Origin of the sequence: Pseudomonas protegens CHA0 (assembly GCF_000397205.1) — a bacterium.
In the GTDB taxonomy this organism is placed as follows: Bacteria; Pseudomonadota; Gammaproteobacteria; order Pseudomonadales; family Pseudomonadaceae; genus Aquipseudomonas; species Aquipseudomonas protegens.
Genome location: NC_021237.1, coordinates 5,188,255 through 5,207,300 on the forward strand (window position 1 = coordinate 5,188,255; position 19,046 = coordinate 5,207,300).

Here is a 19,046-nt window from a genome sequence, read left to right on the forward strand (position 1 = left end):
ACAGCCCTTTTTCGGCGATTGTTACAAAAACTGTCAAAGGTGTTTATCAAAAGTACGCCTATATGACTGCGGCCCCCGCGCCTAAAATCTGCCTCGCCCAACAGGCAATCTGATTAACCAAGTTGCAGCCCCCACGAAGGCAGTTAATCAAACTTCTACTCAAGTTCCACACGCAGCCCCATAAAGGCTGCGTGACCTCACACGACCTTAGAAAGGTAAAACGCAAATGAAAGCTTTATTAGTTCTGGCCCTCAGCAGTCTGTGCGTAACCGCGATGGCTGATGAGATCCCGACTGATGTCGCCAACCAGCAAGTACCGGTAGAGGAATACACTTACTCGACTGATCTGGATATCGCCAAAGTTATCTCCATGAGCGAAGTTCCAGAAGTATGCGAAGTTGTACCAGCGCGCATGGAATATGAAGACTCCCACGGCCAGCGACATATTCTTCAATATCGCGTAATGGGCAACGGTTGCTCTAACGGCTAATAGCAAAGTTCATTGCACATACCTTGATGACTGCCGGCCGCAAGAAATCCCTCTTGCGGCACAGATGCCTGATGTCTACCCACCCATGGGCAGCAAAAGGCCTCAGCCTGACGACGTGCGAGCCCGGCAATCGCACGCACCTTTCCTCCTGAGGTTGATGGCCTTCTCATAGCACCGCCCACGACCTTGCGAGCAACTCCAGCGACCGCTTCGACGGAGGAAATCCGGCCACCCCCTGAAGACCTGCTCCAGGAGATTTCCCAAGGCAATACCGAGCGATTCGAGTTGTGTTCAAAACCTCAAAAAAGCTTGCAAAAACACAACATCTAGTAAAATTGGCTATTTTTTGGCCATTTCCGGCTATTTTTTTCAAGCGTGAAAAAAAATCTTCAACCGCCAAAGCCTTGTAAACCCGCGCTCTGCTCCAAGTCCCCCCCCCTTCTCGGGCTCGCCTGCGCCCATCGGTCGCCCCACGCCCCCGAAAATATCCTTATAATGCGTCCTCAAAACGGGCCTGCAACATTCCCTTACCGGATGAAAACGACCTGCTGAATCCTGCGCAGGAGCTGGCACGCCAAGCTCCGCCCGACAGCGGCCTCCAGGCACCCGGACACGTATTTCTGTTTATTGCCTGCGTTCACTGCTGCAACAAACGATTTCCAATGATTTAACGCGGCCAGCGTGCCGTGTGAAAAACCACCCCTTTTGTTTTCACACGGGCATCTGGCCCTCGAGCAGGAGACGACACGTCATGCTGAGCTGGGACGAATTCGATAAAGAAGAAGGTGAAGTTGCGGTCAAAGGCGCCAACGCCGGCCACGCTACTGAAGCCAACATGGACCGCCTCGACAGCGCCGGTGGCGCCGCCGCTCTCGAAGCCCGTACCGTGACTGCCAGCGACTCCGCTGCCGTAGCCCGCGCCAAGGCGTCTCTGGATCAGCTCGACATCGCCGAAGGCCTGGCCGAGCTGGAAGGCTCTTCCGCCCGTGTCGCGGTTGACGAGAAGCGCATGATCAACTGCCGCGCCGACCTCAACCAGCTCGTGCCGTTCAAGTATGACTGGGCCTGGCAGAAGTACCTCGACGGCTGCGCCAACCACTGGATGCCGCAAGAGGTCAACATGACCGCCGACATCGCCCTGTGGAAAAACCCGGAAGGCCTGACCGACGACGAGCGTCGCATCGTCATGCGCAACCTGGGCTTCTTCTCCACCGCCGACTCCCTGGTTGCCAACAACCTGGTACTGGCCGTGTACCGCCTGATCACCAACCCGGAATGCCGCCAGTACATCCTGCGCCAGGCGTTCGAAGAGGCGATCCACACCCACGCCTACCAGTACTGCATCGAATCGCTGGCCATGGATGAAGGCGAGATCTTCAACATGTACCACGAGATTCCATCGGTCGCGAAGAAAGCCGCCTGGGGCCTGAAGTACACCCGTTCGATCTCCGATCCGAAGTTCGAAACCGGCACCGTCGACACCGACAAGGAACTGCTGCGCAACCTGATCGCCTACTACTGCGTTCTGGAAGGCATCTTCTTCTATTGCGGCTTCACCCAGATCCTGTCCATGGGCCGTCGCAACAAAATGACCGGTGTTGCCGAGCAGTTCCAGTACATCCTGCGCGACGAATCCATGCACCTGAACTTCGGCATCGACGTGATCAACCAGATCAAGATCGAAAACCCGCACCTGTGGGATGCCGAGATGAAGGAAGAGGCGACCCAGATGATCCTCCAGGGCACCCAACTGGAGATCGAATACGCTCGCGACACCATGCCGCGCGGTGTACTGGGCATGAACGCCGCGATGATGGAGGACTACCTCAAGTTCATCGCCAACCGTCGCCTGTCGCAGATCGGCCTGAAGGAAGAGTACCCAGGTACCACCAACCCGTTCCCATGGATGAGCGAGATCATGGACTTGAAGAAAGAGAAGAACTTCTTCGAGACCCGCGTGATCGAGTACCAGACTGGCGGAGCCTTGAGCTGGGATTGATTCCCGGATCAATGACACAAACAAGAAGCCCTGACCTGGTCAGGGCTTTTTTATTGGCCGCACCAATGTACACAGGGACTGGCTCATCAAAGTACGTGCAGGCTGCATGACCTGCCGCTATAAAGAACCCTCTTCCGCTTAAGGATCAAAGCGCCCATGAAATTCGATACCGCGTACTGCATCAGCCTCGACGACAAGTTGTCGATCTATGACGTGCGTGATCTGAATTTCGATGAAACCCTGGTCTTCGATTCGGCCAGGGAAAGTTTCCAGTGCCCCAACGATGCATGCCGCGCAGCGTTCGATAGCACTAATCAACTAGGCACTTTCAACGCCAAGAACGTCAACTACATCCGCACGCCGCATTTCAAGAACCTGCCCGCCACGCTTCATATAGAAGGATGCCCTTATGGGGTCAGCAAAAGCGCCGGTAGCGTGGAAGGCACCGCGACCGAAGAGGAACGCGAGGAGCATTTCCCCTCGGAGCTGCTCTTAAGCCGCCGTGAATACGTGCGCAAGCCGGCTAGCCCCCAAGCGGCAGTGGATGCCCCACAGGACACTCCGCCAGCCGCTACGGCCAGTTCGCACAAGCCCCATCCCGGGCGCGACACTACCCCGGACAAGACCAGCGTCTTCGCCCACCCAGTGGAGTGCTTTGTGTCGAACATCGACGACAAGGAACTGCTCAAGCGCATGCCGCTGAAGGTCGGCGAACACACGGCCAGCTACGCCTCATTCTTCAAGAAGATCGAGTACCTGCTGGACAACAAGGGGCTTATCTACTGGGGCAAGATCAAGGAGATCAAGGACTACACCCAAAGCTTTCGCATCGATTTCGAGCAGAAAGTCTGGTTCAAGGCAGAGGGCGAAACCAAGAAGAAGCCCTACTCGGTCAATGTCTACCTGAGCAAGAAGCTGATCGACAGCTACCGCAAGCGCAAAGCCTTCCTCGAGGAGATCAAGGGCGCCGCCGACAGCCAGCGGGAGCTGTACTGTTTCTTCTATGGCGTGACGCCGGCGCTCAAGCAAGTGCCGAGCAAGAAAGACCCCGAGTCGACCTTCGGGGTCTTCAGCGCCAATATCGAGAACCTGGATCACTTCGTGATCCGTGAGGCGCCGGGGCTGGAAGCAAAATAACCTCCTTCGGTTTCAATGCTTGGGCAGCTCCAGAGCGACGGCCCCGGGGTGCTTCCTGACCAACGCATACGGCAGCACCGCCCACTCAGGCCCGTCACAGGCCCGCGCTACCCGAGGAAAGTAGGCCTTGAGGAACAGCCCCTTGGGAGTGAAGTACCAACTGTTATCGCCCCAGACGCTCTCATCGCTGTAGTTGCAGCCCTCGTCGGGGTCGGTCGGCTCGCGCATCTTGGCGGGGTACAAGGCGCGAAACTGCTGGACCAGCCAGGGTGCCAGTTTTTCCTGGGTGTATTCGTAGAGGCCTGTGCGCTCAGCTTCGGTGAGACGAGTGTCCCCTTTGCCATTGCGGTCGCTGTGCAATAGCGGTTTGCCTTGCCCCACCCAGAGCACATCGGACAGTGACAACGGGTGGCCACTGTTCACGTCGATATTCATGGGGGAGTCGCCAAAGTCCGGGTGAGCACCGCCGCAGGAATAGCTGGTGGAGATATTCACGCTCAGTACCGCCGCTGAGAAGAACTGTGGTTTTACCGTCTGCATGAATTCGCCCTCCTGGGAGCCGGCTCCCAGCAGGCACTCGTGGTAGGCGCTCACCTCGCGCCACAGACGCTCCATCAACAACTGATTGAGACGCTGTTGCTGAGCTTCCGGGTAACCGCCGACCACCTTGAACATCGACAGCTTCGACCCTGGCTCGCTCCACCATTGCAGGGTGTAACCCATGAAGCTCTGCTGCTTGCCCTGCTTGAGGGCCAGGCCCTGCAGGCGCAGGTATTCGTACAGATCATTCGGATAAAGCTGCGCCAGATAGGGCAACGCATCCGGCTTGGGCGCCTCAGCCTTGGCCGTGGACAACTGCACATCGAGAGTCTTGCCCTTGGAGTCCTGCCACTGCCCCTGCCAGCCATCGGCAGTTTGCTGCAACTTGAAGGTGGGCAGGGCCGCCTGCTCATCGTCAGGGCGGCCTCCTCCCTCCCGCAGCTCCAGCGCCTGCCCGACAAGCGTGCCGTTGAGTGCCAGATCATGGTGATACTTCTGATAGAAATATCGCCCTGTGACGTCCTTGGGATCGCCGGTATTGATTTCCAGCACAATCGGCATCTTGCCCAGAGTGCCGCTGAGAACCTGTCGAGAGGGCGAGGCCTGCAGACCCTGAAGGTAGATACACAGCAACAGGGCACCGAGGATCTGGCGCATCAATCCGTTGAACATGGAAACTCCCTTGCATGAAAAGGCCGCCAGCGTCGTCAGCAGCGCCTGGGCCTGTGGTAAGCGACGAGCAATTATGGACCGGCGCCCCAGGACAATCGAGCGGCCAAGCGTGACGCTTCTATCACTTCAGGCACATGCTCAGCAGCACCAGAAACAACAGACCGATGTAAACCCTCGCATGTACCCGGTCAGGGATCCTGCCGATCCAGGGCGCGGCCAGACGAATACCCAGCAACGAACCCAGGGTGAGGACAAAAAACGCCAGCAGGTCGACATAACCGACAAACCAGGGGCCCAGATCGAAGCGGCTATAGCCTGCCAGCGCCATATAGGTCGCAGTACCCGCCAGCGCCACGGGGACACTCAGCGGATTGGCCATGGAGGTGGCCTGGGTCATGCTCAGGCCGCAGCGACGTAGCAGGGGAACAGTCATGACACTGCCGCCCACTCCGAGGAAGGTAGCAATGACGCCTATTCCTACACCGCCAAAGAGCGTTTCGCCTGATCCCAGGTCACGGGTTTTCTGCCCTACCGACTGTTCAAGAAACCCCCGGCGCAGCAGGCAGTCGGCAATGGTCAGGCCCAGGTAGGCAATAAAGGCATAGCGGATCACCTCGCCACTCACCCACATGGCCCCCGCCGCGCCAACTATCGCCCCCAGCCCGATATAGCCACCCAGGGGCCACAGATAGCGGCGGACAAGATTGCCTGCGCGCTGGTGCCTGCCGGTGGCAACCAAGGCGTTGACGATCATCACGCAGGTCGAAGTGGCTACCGCGACATGCATCGCCGCCTGTCCCACCGCCGAATCGGCGCCCTGGCTGCCGAGCAACATCCAGTACAGCAGCGGTACCACCACAAACCCGCCACCAAAGCCGAACAGCACGGCGCTGATGCCCGTCATGCAACCAAAAAGTGCCAACAGTAGATAGAACATCAAGGCGTTTCCATTCAGGTAGACGCCCTGGAAGATAGAACCCCAGCGCTTGGCCGGCTTCAGCAAATTGGCCAATAATGTTTGCGTTTACGCCAAATACGGGACTGTGTCGGCATGCGCAATATCTCCATCGACCAACTGGATCAGACCCCGCGCCCCGTGCTCGCCATTGGCACCGACTACCCAGACGGGCAACGCCTGCCGCGCCATCGGCATCGGCGGGCGCAACTGCTCTATGGCGCCACCGGAGTGATGCAGGTCAGTACCGATCAGGGCAACTGGGTGGTGCCACCGCAGCGGGCGGTGTGGATTCCACCGGGGGTGGAACATGAGGTGCTGATGCTTGGGGTCAGCACTCGCAGCCTGTATATCGAGCCGGCCGCGGCGCCACTGGACAGCAGCGGCTGCCGGGTCATCGGCATCTCGCCACTGCTGCGCCAGCTACTGCTGGAAGCAGTGGACATGCCCCTGGAATACGACCTGGACGGGCGCGACGGGCTGCTGATCAACCTGCTGCTGCACGAAATCCAGCGTTGCCCTGGCCTGCCGCTGCACATTCCCTTGCCGGCCGGCGGCCCACTGCTGGAGCTGTGCCGGGCTTTTCTCGCCCGGCCCGATGTCCATCAATCCCCCCTGCACTGGGCAGACCGACTGCATGTCAGCCTGCGTACCTTCAATCGCTGGTTTCGCCAGGAGACCGATATGAGCTTCGTGCAGTGGCGGCAACGGGCCTGCGTGATCCAGGCCCTGGCCCGGCTGGCGGCCGCGGAGCCGGTAACCCGAATCGCCCTGGACCTGGGTTATGACAGCCCTGGCGCGTTCTCCACCATGTTCCGTCGGGTGCTGGGGCGATCCCCCAGCACCTACCTGAATCAAGAACATCCAGCCCCTGGAAAAGCCTTGTGACCAAAGGCTGGCGCAGTGGCAGAAATTGAGTTTGATCCGGACGCAAAACAACTGTACAAATATCCAGTACAAAGCCAACGCACTGCCTAACCTCCCGGAGAAAACCATGGCCTCTCTCGCGATGAAAATCACCCTGGAACGTATCGCTCTCTATCAATTCACCCCGCAACACTGTTCCCAGGCCCGGGACATGCTGGGCTGGGACATGGATCAGCTGTCCCGCGAGTCCGCGGTCTCGGTGCAAGCCATCCAGCGCTTCGAAGCGGGCTACGAGGTCCGTGACGTAACCCGCCTGGCCCTGGCGTTCTGCCTTGAGGCCCAGGGCCTGGTGTTCTTCCCGGGCTTCACCCCGGGCCGCGGCATGAACATCAAGGGAGCCACTCCCAACCCGATGGAGCGGCCCGACTACGCCCTGATCGAATGATCCAGCCGCCTGAGCAGGTGCTCGCACAAGGCCGGTACTGGCAGAGGGGTCGAGCCCGGACGAACCGGCGGGCAGGCCAGGTTTTTTTTCCGGGCCTCATGGCGCCGCAAACGGCGGATGCCATGGTCACCATCCTCATAACCCGCCGCCCGGGCGAAGAAGGCCTGGGTCAGGCGGATTCGACGCCCGCCTGCTCCAGTGCACCTTCCACCTCCAGCCACCAGGCGGCTCCCCGCTGCGGCTGCGCCAGGTTGAAGGCTTCGCCCATTTGCGGCGTGGTGATGTTGGTACTGCGCTCCCAGGCCAGGGCCAGGATGCGGTCGAAGGGTTCGTGCCAGGCGTGCATCGCCAGGTCGAAGGTGCCGTTGTGGATCGGTAGCAGCCAACGACCTTGCAGGTCGATGTGGGCCTGCAGAGTCTGCTCGGGCTGCATGTGCACATGGGGCCATTCGACGTTGTAGGCCCCGGTTTCCATCAGTGTCAGGTCGAATGGGCCGTACTGCTGGCCGATACGCTTGAAACCGTCGAAATAACCGGTATCGCCGCTGAAGAAGATCCGCGTGGGGCCATCGATCATCACCCAGGAGGCCCACAAGGTCCGGTTGCCATCGAACAGACCACGCCCGGAAAAGTGCTGCGATGGGGTGGCAACGAAACGGACGCCAGCGACCTCACAGCCCTGCCACCAATCCAGTTGCCGGACCTTGGCCGCCGGCACGCCCCACTTGATCAGGGTATCGCCCACCCCCAGCGGGGTGAGGAAATGCCGAGTCTTGTCCGCCAGGACCAGCACGGTCTTGTGATCAAGGTGATCGTAATGATCATGAGACAGGATCACCGCCTCGATATCGGGCAATTGCTCCAGGCTGATCGGCGGCTGGTGAAAGCGCTTCGGCCCGGCCCATTGCACGGGTGACGCGCGCTCGGCAAACACCGGATCGGTGATCCAGAACTTGCCGCGCATCTTCAGCAGCACGGTGGAATGCCCCAGGCGGTAGACGCTGTGATCGGGCGCCGCCAGCAACTGCTCGCGGGTCAGCGGCTGCACCGGAATGGCTCCGGCCGGGCGGGTATTGCGCGGCTTGTGGAACAACATGTTCCAGAAGATCTGCAGGGTCTTGCCAAAGCCGGCACGACGCACCGGCGCATGGTTGCGAAAAGCCCCCTGCTCCTGGCGCGAGGTTTCCTCGCGGGGAGCACGGGTGATGCTTGACGAGACAGTGGCCATGATTGAAATGACTCCATGGAACGCAGCAAGGTTGCGACGTGGTATTGCGGGACGATCTACTGGCCAAGGCACGCAAGCATCAGCCGCCAATCATCGTTTCAAAGATGAATTACACTACACAGTGTAGTTTCTACATTGCAACAGGAAACAGACGAAGTAGACTGCCGAGTGTTTTTACCGACCATCCTGACCGAACCCAACTTATGACAGCCCCGAAGCGCCTCACCGACCTCAAACGCAGTGCCATCGTCCAGGCGGCGATCAGTGAATTTCGCACCAGCGGTTTCGAGATCACCAGCATGGACAAGATTGCCGCTACGGCTGGGGTGTCCAAGCGCACGGTGTACAACCACTTCCCCAGCAAGGAGGAACTGTTCGCCGAGATCCTGCACCAGCTCTGGGCCAGCATCAGCGCGCAATCGGAAATCATCTACCGCAGCGACCTGCCCCTGCGCGAGCAGTTGGAAAAGGTCGTGCGGGCCAAGCTGCAACTGCTGGCGGACGACAACTTTCTCGATCTGGCCCGGGTGGCCATCGCCGCAGCCATTCACTCGCCGGAACGGGCGCAGAACATGGTGGCGCGGCTTGGCGAACGGGAAGAAGGCCTGACCCTGTGGATTCGCGGCGCCCTGGCCGACGGTCGCCTCAAGCCGGTAGACCCGGAATTCGCCGCGACCCAGATGCACGGCCTGCTCAAGAGCTTCGCCTTCTGGCCGCAGATCACCATGGGCCAGGCGCCACTGGCAACAGGCATGCAAAATCAGGTCGTCGAGTCGGCGCTGGACATGTTCCTGGGCCGCTACCAGGCCTGAGTTCCCGGGGCACCTATGCGCGCCGAACCGCAGCCGGCGGTCGCCACCACTGTGAAATGGCTTGGAAGGACACTGATTATTCTCACTGGAATAAATGACAATATTCACCAGACTGATCCGATAAACGGCTAAGCCGAAAAAACACCACAAGGTGTTTCAGTACAGAACCTGGTGCAGGAATTTATGGAAAACCAACGCGGCAAGGGGCTGTCATTTGCCCGGCGCATCTATCGGCCAAGGATCATCGGCCTGGGTATCGGCGGTATCAGTGTATTCGCCACCCTCTACCCCCTTGCACTGCCCAGTTGGATCTGGGCCCTGCTCCTGTTCCACGGCCTGCTCTGGCCTCACCTGGCCTATCAACTCTCCACCCGTTCTGCCTTTCCCTACCAGGCAGAACGTCGCAACCTGCTGTACGACTCGATGCTGGGCGGTTTCTGGGCTGCCACCATGCAGTTCAATCCCCTGCCCGCCGTCACCATCCTGTCGATGATGGCCATGAACAATGTGGCCGCCGGGGGGGTGCGTCTGTTCATCCGTGGCGCTCTGGCCCAGGGCATCGGGGTCCTGTTGTCCTGGTCGCTGTTCGGCGCCAGCTTCAATACCCGGATCAGTCCGCTGCAGATCTATGCCTGCCTGCCGATGCTCACGCTCTATCCGCTGGCCGTGGGCATGGTCTGCTACCGGCTGGCGATCAAGCTGTCCGAGCACAAGCGCGCCCTGAGCGCCCTGAGCCGCACCGACAGCCTCACCGGTCTGCTCAACCACGGCTCCTGGAAAGACCTGCTGCATATCAAGTTCCACAAATGCCAGCAGCAACAGATCGATGCCAGCATCGCCTTGATCGACATCGACCACTTCAAGGCGATCAACGACACCTACGGACACATCATCGGCGATACGGTGCTGCGCCATCTGAGCAACGAACTGCGGCGCAACCTGCGTCACGACGACCTCGCCGGCCGCTACGGCGGTGACGAGTTCTGCGTGATCCTGCCGCGCATGGACCGCCAGCAGGCACTGGAGGTCATGGAACGCCTGCGCCAGGTCTTCAGCCAGTACCGGCATCCGCAAGTGGCTGAACTGAAAGTCAGCCTGAGCATCGGCCTGGCCGCCTTCGACCGCGAATTCCAGGACCCTTCAAGTTGGCTCAACGCCGCCGACAAGGCCCTGTACCTGGCGAAAAACAGTGGCCGCAATCGAATTGCCAGCAATGACGACGAGGCTCATTCCCGGCAAACACAAATGGCATAAAAACCCAAAAAACTTATACAAAAAGGGAGTAAAAAATATTTTTGTACAAGTTTATTTGGATTTATCCCGGCAACTGACATCATAATGCCGTCACTTCGCTACCGCACAAGACCTCCATTCGGGGTCAAATGCCGTGGCCCATCAATCCAACTAAATCGATTCGCAGCCACTACGTCTCCTCTTGATGCGGCCAACGATGCACGCCCGCGTCATCGCTGCGAATTTATCTGTCAGTCATGGAACGCTGGCATTGAGCAGATAATGCCGAACGCTGGGGAGCATTCGGCATACCGGCGAACTCAATAGGGATCGACGCGACGTTTCTCCCACAGAGCACCAGCTACCATGCTATTCAACCGCCACAACAAGACCATCGATTCCCTGCAGCAAACCATTGCCGAACAATCCCGAATGCTGGAAGCCATCGATCGCTCCATGGCGGTGATCGAATTCGACCTGCAGGGCAACGTCCTGCGAGCCAACGCCAACTTTCTCCAGACCCTGGGCTATCGCGAAGACCAGGTGATAGGCCAGCCGCACCGCCTGTTCTGCACCCCGGAGTACGTTCGCAGCAGCGACTACCAGCAATTATGGAACCGCCTCAGAAGCGGCCAGTTCGAATCCGGCACCTTCGAACGGGTGGCCAGCAACGGCCAGAGCCTGTGGCTGGAAGCCAGCTACAACCCCATCCGCGACGCATCCGGCGCAGTGTACAAAGTGGTCAAGTACGCCCTGGATGTCACCGCCCGAGTGCAGGAAGAGGTGGAGGCGCGAAACAAGCTGGACGCCATCGACCGGGCCATGGCGGTGATCGAGTTCAACCTCGACGGCAGCATCATCGGTGCCAACAGCAATTTCCTCAGCCGCATGGGCTACAGCCTGGCCGAGATCAAGGGCAAGCATCACCGCATGTTCTGTAAACCCGAGCTGATCAACAGCAGCGCCTACCAGGAATTCTGGAACCGCCTGAACCGGGGTGAGTTCTTCAACGGTCAGTTCGAGCGGATCGACAGGCACGGACGTACGCTGTGGCTGGAAGCCAACTACAACCCGGTCTACGACGCCAGCGGGCGCCTGTGCAAAGTGGTCAAGTACGCCGCCGACGTCACCCAGCAGGTGGAAAAACACGAACAGGATGCCCAGAGCGCGAGCCAGGCTTATCACATCTCGGTGCAGACCCGAAAAGTCGCCGAACAAGGCACCGGAGTGATCCAGCAAGCCGCCAGCGAAATGCGCCAGATCGCCGAGAACATCGAGGGATCTTCATCGCTGATCGCGCGCCTGGGCGAACGCTCCGAGCAGATCACCGCCATCGTCAACACCATCCGCGCCATTGCCGACCAGACCAACCTGCTGGCTCTGAACGCCGCCATCGAAGCGGCCCGGGCCGGGGACCAGGGCCGTGGTTTTGCCGTGGTGGCCGATGAAGTCCGGCAATTGGCGGCGCGCACCAGCGGCTCGACGGCGGAAATCTCCAGCATGATCGACATGATCCAGAACGAAACGCAGCAAGCCATCAAGAGCATGGACGGTACCCGGGAGCGGGCGGCCAAGGGCGTGCAACTGGCGGATCAGGCGGGCTCGGTGATCCTGCAGATTCGCGACGGTGCCAGCGAGGCGGTAGAGGCCGTGAGCATGTTCGCCAACGAACGCGGCGCCCCCTGAGGGCAGGCTTTCCCGGCGTCGAGAGCGACGTCGGGCCTGGCCCGGGAGGCTATAGTGGCCTGACGTCCCAGTGCCTGGCGGAGGCCATCATGAGTTCCAGCGACACCCCGAAGAAACCCACTCCGGTCATCGACCACCTGCGCTTTCATCGCGCCCATGCCCACCTGGCGCCGACCTTCGGCACCGATAACTTCGCCCTGAAGGCAGAAGCCTTCGCCCGGTTCTTCGGCACCCCGACCTTCCTCGGCGCACAAACCCTGGTGGTACTGGTCTGGGTGGCCCTAAACCTGACCGGCGTCACCCATTTCGACGTCTATCCCTTCATCCTGCTGAACCTGGCCTTCAGCCTGCAATCGGCCTATGCCGCCCCGCTGATTCTCCTCGCACAGACCCGCCAGGCCGCGCGGGACAAGGGCCAGGCGGATGCCGATGCGCAGCACCGCGAAGCCCTGGCCGTTGCCAACAGCGAGCGCCAGGCCCAGGCCGCACAGACCACCACGCAACTGATGGAGCTGCTGGAACAGAACACCCGCCTGACCGAAATGACCAAGCAACTGACCGAGCGCATCGAGAATCTCACCAGTGAGATGCATGAGCATTTCGTGCGCAAGGATCAACCCAAGGCCTGAAGGCCTCAGGGCCAGCGCAGGTGCCGCGCCAACTCGTCGAACAGTGTCACCACCGAACGCAAGGCCCGACAGTCCGGGCGGGTCAGCAGCCACAGGGCGGTTTCCTGGCCCAGGGGTTCACTCAACGCTTCCAGCCCGGCGCTGCCCACCAGGAAATCCGGCAGCGCGGCCACGCCCAGGCCAGCGCGCACCAGCTCGGTAACCGAAAGCATGCTGTTGCAGCGGTAACTGGGCTGTACGCCGGGCCATTGCTGGCGACGCCAGACCACGGTGGGGTGATCGGGCAGGAAATCGTCCGGGGCGATCCAGGCCAGCCGCGACAGATCAGTGCAGTCGACCCGTTGCCGATAGGCCGGGCTGGCGCATACCCGGTAGGACACCGCCCCCAGGCAGCGCCCCACCAGGTGCTCTGGAGGCCTGGCGGTCAGGCGCACGGCAATATCCGCATCACGCCGGTTGAGATTGGCGAAATCATTGGACGTGCACAGCTCGATGACCAGTGCCGGGTAGTTCGCCATGAACTGCGCCAGGGCCGGCAGCAACAGGCCTTGCAACACCGAATCGGTACAAGTCAGGCGTACCGTGCCGCTGACCACTTCGCCGCCCCGGGCCACGCCGATACGCGCCGCTTCCAGGGCCTGTTCCGCGTGTTCGGCCTGCTGCGCCAGGGCCTGGGCCAGGCTGGTGGGCAAGTAGCCGGCGCGGCTCTTGTCGAACAACTGCTGGCCCAGCCCGGCCTCCAGCCGGCGCACGGCGCGAAACACCGTCGAGACATCGACCTTGAGCAGGGCCGCAGCACGCGCCAGGGAGCCGCCGCGAACCAGGGCCAGGATCAATGAGAGATCGGGATAGTCCAACTGATAGTGCGCTGGTGCAATGATCATTTGGGTAAACGCCAATATTGATTGCGTAGGCGCCAATTTATAGTGGGCCCAGGCCATCGACAAGTCAGGGTCACAACCGGAGAGTTCCATGCATCCACAGGTACCAGCACCGACCATTCGTATCGCCCTGGTGGGGGATTACGACCCACTGATCACCGCGCACCAGGCCATCCCCCTGGCCCTGGAGCGGGCAGCGCAGGAGGGTGCCGGCCCAATGGAATACCAGTGGCTGGCAACCGCCGATCTGCACCAGGAGAAAGACCTGGAGGGCTTCCACGGTATCTGGTGTGTCCCCGGCAGCCCCTACCGCAACATCGAGGGTGCCCTGCTGGCGATCCGCGTGGCGCGTGAACAGCAGCGGCCATTTCTCGGTACCTGTGGCGGCTTTCAGCACGCGGTCCTGGAATACGCCCGCAATGTGCTGGGCTGGGCCGATGCTGAACACGGCGAAACCGCGCCCGACGCCGAGCGCGTGCTGCTCACGCCCTTGAGTTGCGCCATGGTGGAAGCCCGGGACTCAATTCAGTTGCGCGCCAACAGCCGCATCGCCAGGGCCTACGGCACAACCTGCATCGAGGAAGGTTATCGCTGCCGCTATGGCGTCAATCCGGACTTCGCTGGCGCCCTGCTCAGCGGCACCTTGCTCCCCACTGGCCATGACAGCGCCGGCGACCTGCGCAGCATGGAACTGGACGAGCATCCGTTCTTCGTCGCCACCCTGTTCCAACCCGAGCGCGCGGCCCTCCAGGACCGCACACCGCCTCTGGTCAGGGCCTTGCTCACGACCTGCCGGGAGTGCCAAGCATGACTGACCGGACTCCCGCACCGCCCTACTACGCCGTGATTTTCAGTTCCCAGCGCGGTGAAGCCGACCCCGCCTATGAACAGGCAGCCGAACGCATGCTCGAACTGGCGCGCCAGCAGCCGGGGTTTCTCGGGGTCGAATCGGCACGAGGTGAGGACGGCTTCGGCATCACCGTGTCGTACTGGAGCAGCGAAGCGGCGATCCTGGCCTGGAAGCAGCACCCCGAACACAGCGCGATCCGCGAGCGCGGTCGGGCACAGTGGTATCGCCAGTTCAGCACCCGGGTGAGCAAGGTCCAACGGGCTTACGGCTTTCCAGGCTGAGCCCGCTTCAGGCACGGATTCCCGAGCCGCCCGGGTGACGGCTCGGGGGCACGCATCAGCCCTGCGTGGTCGACAGCAGGCTGCGCACCGCCTGGATTTCCGGCAAGTCGCTGCGGCGCATGTATACCCGCAGCGGCTCGCTGATATTGATCCGGTCGTCGATGTTCTGATCCAGCAGCAGCTGGATCTGCTCGCGCTTGAGGCTCATGGCCTGGTCCGACACCGGCGCCCAGACAAACTCGTGGGCCGGCACTATGGCGTCGTCGGCCACGTCCATGCCAAAAGAGTCTTCGCTGAAGCGCACGATATAGCGACCGGTCTTGCGATTGAAGCCGACAAAGCCCTTGAGCTGGTCGGCAGCCTGACAGATGAGTTCGGAGGTGATGCTCATGGTAAACCTCACTAGAGTCCCGCAGGACAGGTGATCAATGGTCTACACGCGAGGCAAGGTACAGCGGAGTTTTCAGGGCCTCCCTCTGATGGGGAAACTGCAGCGCCCAAGAGTACTGCAAAGCGCCGGAAAAAAGTGCTGAAAAATGCAAATGAGAGGGATTTATGTCGCTCTGGAGATAGCACAAGCGTCATCGAGTTGTTAAAAGATATCCCCTTGCACACGCCCCCACGAAAGGATTTCGAGCATGCCCGCGACCTTCACCCCTTGTGCCCTGATGCTGGGCCTGATGCTCGCTTGCGGACTGGCCCAGGCCTCTGAACAGCCTGACCCGGACGCCCTGGCCGCTCGCCAGGGGATTCCACAGCCAGCGGTGATCGCCCACCGCGGCGCCTCTTTCGATGCCCCCGAATCCACCGCGGCTTCCTACACGCTGGCCCGGGACCTGGGCGCCGACTACCTGGAAATGGACCTGCAACGCAGCAAGGATGGCGTGCTCTTCGCCCTGCACGACAACAACCTGCAACGCACCACCGACGTGGCGCAGAAATTCCCCGAACGCAAGGACAGCCCGGCCAACGCCTTCACCATGGCGGAACTGAAAACCCTCGACGCCGGCAGCTGGTTCAACCAGGCCCACCCGGAGCGGGCGCGGCCGGGCTTTGCCGGGCTGAAGATCCTCACCCTGGATGAAATCATCGACATCGCCCAGGGCAATGCGCAGCACAAGCCCGGGCTGTATATCGAGACCAAGGAACCCCAGCTGTTCCCCGGTATCGAGCACGACCTCAAGGAAAAACTCCAGGACCGTGGCTGGCTGAGCCCGGCCGGTTCCAAGCTGGCGAAAAGCGAACTGGCGGTGGGCCAGGGCAAGGGCAAGGTGGTGCTGCAGACCTTCGACAAGCACAGCCTGGAACTGCTGCACCAGGCAATGCCCAACGTGCCGAAAGTACTGTTGCTGTGGGTCGCGCCCGGCAGTATCGAACCCGCGTCCGGCCAGAGCTTCGCCAGCAGCGGCGAAACCGACAAGGCCGCGTTCTATGCCCGGCAGCAGCCCAAGGACCAGGCCGAGTTCAAACGCTGGGTGGATTTCGCCAAGGCCCAGGGTGCCATCGGCACCGGCCCTTCCGCGGCCCTGACCGGCGGTGGCGAGCAGAGCTACTCGGACCTGGTGCAACCCTGGATGAACCAGTACACCCACGACCAGGGCCTGCTGGTGCACGTCTATACCATCGACGAGCCGGTGGACTTCAAGAAGGTCATGGATGCCGGGGTCGATGGCATCTTCACCAACCGCAGTGCCGAACTGCTCAAGTACTTCAAGCGGCCGGCCAGTGCCAGCGTGGCGCAATTGCTGGACGCCAGCGGTTACTGAATGACGGTTTCGCACTGGCACGGCGAGCTCTGGCTGGGCCGGGATTTCGGCCTGATCCACGGGGCGATGGGGCCAACCGAGCCCCATGCCCACTATGCCCATCAGCTGATCATCGCCCCCGGGCAACCGGTCACGGTGGCGCTCGCGGGCGGGCTGCAGAGCGCTCATTACCTGTTGATCCCGGCCTTGCAGCGCCACGCCATCGTTCAGGCTCCCGAGCAGGCCTTCACGGTGTACGCCGAGCCGCTGCTGATCGCCGTCGAAGACCTGCAAGCATGCGTCAGTGGCGCCGCCCCCTCACTGCCCGGCCTGGAAGCGGCGCTGCGCCGTTGCCCGCGCCAGCCCGTTGCCGACCCACGTGTAGCGCGGGCACTGCACGCCGTGGATGCCGCCCTGGAGGGCAAGGTGGCCGCCGCGCAACTGGCGGCCCGGGCCCATGTATCCCTGAGCCAGCTGGAGCGTCTGTTCGCCCGTGACGTCGGCCTGCCGGTAAGGCGCCTGGTGCTCTGGCGCCGCCTGCGCCTGGCCATGGCCCTGGTGCTGGAGGGCCAGACCCACACTGGCGCGGCACACGGCGCCGGGTTCGCCGACAGCGCGCACTTCTCCCGCACCCTGAAGAGCCTGTTCGGCGTCACCGCCAGCCAGGCCCTCAAGCACCTCAAGCCCCGCTTGCTGGTCTGACGCGCCGGCGCAACTGCTCGGGCACCACGGGTTCTGCCCCATAGCGCTGGGCCTTGAACGGCTCCAGCAACTGCGGCCAGTAATCCACCGGGTAGTCGGCACGGCTGCCAATCCCCAGGTCGCCCTGGCGCATGCAATAGTCATCGCGATAAAACGCGGTGCCCAGCAGCCAGTCCCAGAGATTGAAGAACAGCCCGAAGTTCACATCCCCGGCGCGTCCGTACTTCATGTGGTGAAAGCGATGCACCGGCGCCCAGGCGAAGATCCAGCGCAAAGGCCCCAGGCGCATGTCGACATTGGAATGCTGCAACAGCAGCTGGACGGCAATGGCCAGGGCCAGCAACTGCGCCACCGGCAGCGGGATGCCCAGCAACACCAGCGGCAGCAGCCCGGCCGAAGCTTCGATCAACTGGTGCAGGGGATGCTTGAGCAAGCCATTGAAACCGTACATGCGCTGCACACTGTGATGCACCGCATGCAAACGCCAGAGCCAGGCCAGGCGGTGGCTGGCGTAGTGGGCCAGGGTAATGCCGCAATCAGCGATCACGATGGCCAGCAGCAACTGCCCCCAGAGCGGCCAGCCCCGGGGCCAGAGCCCATCATGGGCCAGCAGCGCCACCAGCCCGGGCAACGCCAGCAGCCCCAGCGCATTGAGGCTTTCATTGACCAGGGCATGCAGGCTGTCGCGCAGCCGGTCGCCTTGGGAACGGTTCCAGCCAGGCTCATAGGGCAAGCACCATTCCGCCAGGAACGACACCCCCAGCGCAGCCCCGAACACCCCCAACAACCCGCTGGCAGACGCCGGCCCAGCACTCATCCACCACACCCCGGCGCCGATGAACCCGGCAAACACCAAGGGTGCGTACAACCATGCAAGCATTCGTTTCATTTGCTGCAGCTCCTGTAGGGAAAACCGCAGCTTGCGACCCGATGCCGGGGCGCGGCTTGAACAAACGACGCAAAGAGTGACCTGAATTAAGGGTGAATTAAGTTGCGTTGGCTAACCTGTGCCCATCGAAACCCATCACCCCAAGGAATCAACCCATGACCAAGTTCTCCGCCCTGTTCGCAGCCGCCGCCCTGACCCTGACCGCTGGCCTGGCCCAGGCCGATGTACGCCCGGACCTGATCCCTGGCCTGCTCAAGTCCGGCGCCATCATGGACCTGGAAAAACTCAACCAGGCCGCCCTCGCCCAGCACCCGGGCACCACCGCCGCCAGCATCACCGACACCGAGCTCGAGCAGACCGCCACTGGCGCCTACGTCTACCAGGTGGAACTGCGCGACAGCAAAGGCATCGAGTGGGACGTGGACCTGGATGCCAAGACCGGCAAGGTCCTGAGCAACAAGCAAGACAAGTAACCCCCCGCCCCTACAAGGCCGCGCCCCGCTTCGGGAGCGCGGCCTTGTGCGTTGGGGCGTGCGGATCAGTCAGGCACTGGTGCTGACCAGGGAGCCTGAAGTACTGCTCTGGGATTGCTGCAGGGCCTGGAACAAGGCCGCGGTGGCGGTCTGCAACGAAGCGCTGGTGCTGGCCACCTGAGCCTGGGCTGCCGCTACTTGCGCGGCCTTGGCATCGGCACTTTCCTGCTTGCTCTGCGCGGCCTGCAACTGCTGCTGTTGCTCCTGCAATTGCTTTTGCAGTTCAGCAATCTGCTTGCGCAACTGCTTGACCGAGTCGCTGCTGGAATCATCGCTGCTGGAACTGCCGCCGGCCGCGCCAGCACCCGTGGCCGGCGCCTTGGTCGCGTCGCTGGCAGCAGTGATACTGGCGGTGGAGGTCGCTGAAGTGTCGCTGTCCGAACTGCCGGCGATGCTGGTCTTGCTCGGGCTGACCTGGGTCTGGTTGATCGCGATGGAAGTGATGCTGACCATGGTGTGAGTCCTGTCGGGT

Annotated in this window: 20 protein-coding genes and 2 pseudogenes; 15 read left to right on the forward strand and 7 right to left on the reverse strand. The window is 61.6% G+C overall.

What is annotated here, in order from left to right; all coding sequences use genetic code 11:
• The first annotated feature begins 226 nt into the window (after positions 1-226).
• The 3 genes from PFLCHA0_RS31395 (at position 227) to PFLCHA0_RS22970 (ending at position 3,626) form a co-directional block, all read left to right on the forward strand.
• Positions 227-490 (forward strand): DUF2790 domain-containing protein, encoded by a 264-nt coding sequence (locus PFLCHA0_RS31395; RefSeq protein WP_011062779.1) that lies wholly within the window; start codon positions 227-229, stop codon positions 488-490.
• Positions 491-1,241: 751 nt separating this feature from the next.
• Positions 1,242-2,489, forward strand: a complete 1,248-nt coding sequence (locus PFLCHA0_RS22965; RefSeq protein ID WP_015636683.1) for a ribonucleotide-diphosphate reductase subunit beta — start codon at positions 1,242-1,244, stop codon at positions 2,487-2,489.
• 156 nt (positions 2,490-2,645) lie between these two features.
• A complete protein-coding gene (locus PFLCHA0_RS22970) occupies positions 2,646-3,626 on the forward strand; it encodes a hypothetical protein (RefSeq protein ID WP_015636684.1) in 981 nt (326 codons plus the stop codon).
• Between the two features lie 12 nt (positions 3,627-3,638).
• Here the strand turns inward: PFLCHA0_RS22970 and PFLCHA0_RS22975 are convergent, their stop codons facing one another.
• The gene (locus tag PFLCHA0_RS22975; RefSeq protein WP_015636685.1) at positions 3,639-4,838 is read right to left on the reverse strand and encodes a hypothetical protein; all 1,200 of its coding nucleotides are present in this window, start codon (positions 4,836-4,838) and stop codon (positions 3,639-3,641) included.
• A 121-nt stretch (positions 4,839-4,959) separates the two neighbouring features.
• Positions 4,960-5,775 carry a sulfite exporter TauE/SafE family protein gene (locus PFLCHA0_RS22980; RefSeq protein WP_011062783.1) on the reverse strand — a complete coding sequence of 272 codons (816 nt, stop codon included), beginning with the start codon at positions 5,773-5,775 and terminating at the stop codon, positions 4,960-4,962.
• A gap of 114 nt (positions 5,776-5,889) precedes the next feature.
• Here PFLCHA0_RS22980 and PFLCHA0_RS22985 point away from each other — a divergent pair, with 114 nt between their 5' ends.
• On the forward strand, positions 5,890-6,681 hold the full coding sequence (locus PFLCHA0_RS22985) for an AraC family transcriptional regulator (protein WP_015636686.1): 792 nt from the start codon (positions 5,890-5,892) through the stop codon (positions 6,679-6,681).
• Positions 6,682-6,787: 106 nt separating this feature from the next.
• On the forward strand, positions 6,788-7,105 hold the full coding sequence (locus PFLCHA0_RS22990) for an XRE family transcriptional regulator (protein ID WP_015636687.1): 318 nt from the start codon (positions 6,788-6,790) through the stop codon (positions 7,103-7,105).
• A gap of 169 nt (positions 7,106-7,274) precedes the next feature.
• Here the strand turns inward: PFLCHA0_RS22990 and PFLCHA0_RS22995 are convergent, their stop codons facing one another.
• Complete coding sequence (locus tag PFLCHA0_RS22995; protein WP_015636688.1) at positions 7,275-8,333, reverse strand: MBL fold metallo-hydrolase; 1,059 nt, start codon at positions 8,331-8,333, stop codon at positions 7,275-7,277.
• 203 nt (positions 8,334-8,536) lie between these two features.
• Here PFLCHA0_RS22995 and PFLCHA0_RS23000 point away from each other — a divergent pair, with 203 nt between their 5' ends.
• The 5 genes and pseudogenes from PFLCHA0_RS23000 to PFLCHA0_RS23015 all read left to right on the forward strand — a co-directional run bounded on the left by PFLCHA0_RS23000 (position 8,537) and on the right by PFLCHA0_RS23015 (position 12,693).
• Positions 8,537-9,145, forward strand: a complete 609-nt coding sequence (locus tag PFLCHA0_RS23000) for a TetR/AcrR family transcriptional regulator (protein ID WP_041752496.1) — start codon at positions 8,537-8,539, stop codon at positions 9,143-9,145.
• Positions 9,146-9,328: 183 nt separating this feature from the next.
• Complete coding sequence (locus PFLCHA0_RS23005) at positions 9,329-10,399, forward strand: diguanylate cyclase (RefSeq protein ID WP_015636690.1); 1,071 nt, start codon at positions 9,329-9,331, stop codon at positions 10,397-10,399.
• A 411-nt stretch (positions 10,400-10,810) separates the two neighbouring features.
• Positions 10,811-11,518, forward strand: a pseudogene (locus tag PFLCHA0_RS32395) (PAS domain-containing protein); the annotation flags it as partial.
• 105 nt (positions 11,519-11,623) lie between these two features.
• Positions 11,624-12,064 (forward strand): annotated as a pseudogene (locus tag PFLCHA0_RS32400) (methyl-accepting chemotaxis protein); the annotation flags it as partial.
• An 89-nt stretch (positions 12,065-12,153) separates the two neighbouring features.
• Complete coding sequence (locus PFLCHA0_RS23015; RefSeq protein WP_015636692.1) at positions 12,154-12,693, forward strand: DUF1003 domain-containing protein; 540 nt, start codon at positions 12,154-12,156, stop codon at positions 12,691-12,693.
• A 5-nt stretch (positions 12,694-12,698) separates the two neighbouring features.
• On the opposite strand, the gene PFLCHA0_RS23020 is transcribed toward PFLCHA0_RS23015, so the two are convergent.
• Positions 12,699-13,577 carry a LysR family transcriptional regulator gene (locus PFLCHA0_RS23020; RefSeq protein WP_011062791.1) on the reverse strand — a complete coding sequence of 293 codons (879 nt, stop codon included), beginning with the start codon at positions 13,575-13,577 and terminating at the stop codon, positions 12,699-12,701.
• A gap of 88 nt (positions 13,578-13,665) precedes the next feature.
• On the opposite strand from PFLCHA0_RS23020, the gene PFLCHA0_RS23025 reads away from it, so the two are divergent.
• Positions 13,666-14,385, forward strand: coding sequence for a CTP synthase C-terminal region-related (seleno)protein (locus tag PFLCHA0_RS23025; protein WP_015636694.1), 720 nt, complete (start codon positions 13,666-13,668; stop codon positions 14,383-14,385).
• Entirely contained in the window at positions 14,382-14,705 is a 324-nt protein-coding gene (locus tag PFLCHA0_RS23030; RefSeq protein WP_011062793.1) for an antibiotic biosynthesis monooxygenase family protein, read from the forward strand. Before PFLCHA0_RS23025 ends, PFLCHA0_RS23030 begins: the two co-directional genes overlap by 4 nt.
• A 55-nt stretch (positions 14,706-14,760) precedes the next feature.
• On the opposite strand, the gene PFLCHA0_RS23035 is transcribed toward PFLCHA0_RS23030, so the two are convergent.
• Positions 14,761-15,096 (reverse strand): DUF2025 family protein, encoded by a 336-nt coding sequence (locus PFLCHA0_RS23035; protein ID WP_011062794.1) that lies wholly within the window; start codon positions 15,094-15,096, stop codon positions 14,761-14,763.
• Between the two features lie 247 nt (positions 15,097-15,343).
• Between PFLCHA0_RS23035 and PFLCHA0_RS23040 the strand changes: the two genes are divergently transcribed.
• Positions 15,344-16,471, forward strand: coding sequence for a glycerophosphodiester phosphodiesterase (locus PFLCHA0_RS23040; RefSeq protein WP_011062795.1), 1,128 nt, complete (start codon positions 15,344-15,346; stop codon positions 16,469-16,471).
• Positions 16,472-17,152, forward strand: a complete 681-nt coding sequence (locus PFLCHA0_RS23045; protein ID WP_015636695.1) for a helix-turn-helix domain-containing protein — start codon at positions 16,472-16,474, stop codon at positions 17,150-17,152.
• Here the strand turns inward: PFLCHA0_RS23045 and PFLCHA0_RS23050 are convergent.
• The gene (locus PFLCHA0_RS23050; protein ID WP_015636696.1) at positions 17,130-18,041 is read right to left on the reverse strand and encodes a sterol desaturase family protein; all 912 of its coding nucleotides are present in this window, start codon (positions 18,039-18,041) and stop codon (positions 17,130-17,132) included. The two genes, PFLCHA0_RS23045 and PFLCHA0_RS23050, sit on opposite strands and share 23 nt — an antisense overlap.
• A gap of 155 nt (positions 18,042-18,196) precedes the next feature.
• On the opposite strand from PFLCHA0_RS23050, the gene PFLCHA0_RS23055 reads away from it, so the two are divergent.
• Positions 18,197-18,514: a PepSY domain-containing protein gene (locus PFLCHA0_RS23055; protein ID WP_011062798.1), complete on the forward strand. Its 318-nt coding sequence runs from the start codon at positions 18,197-18,199 to the stop codon at positions 18,512-18,514.
• Between the two features lie 69 nt (positions 18,515-18,583).
• Here PFLCHA0_RS23055 and PFLCHA0_RS23060 read toward each other — a convergent pair whose 3' ends face one another.
• Positions 18,584-19,027, reverse strand: coding sequence for a hypothetical protein (locus PFLCHA0_RS23060; protein ID WP_015636697.1), 444 nt, complete (start codon positions 19,025-19,027; stop codon positions 18,584-18,586).
• Positions 19,028-19,046 lie beyond the last annotated feature (19 nt).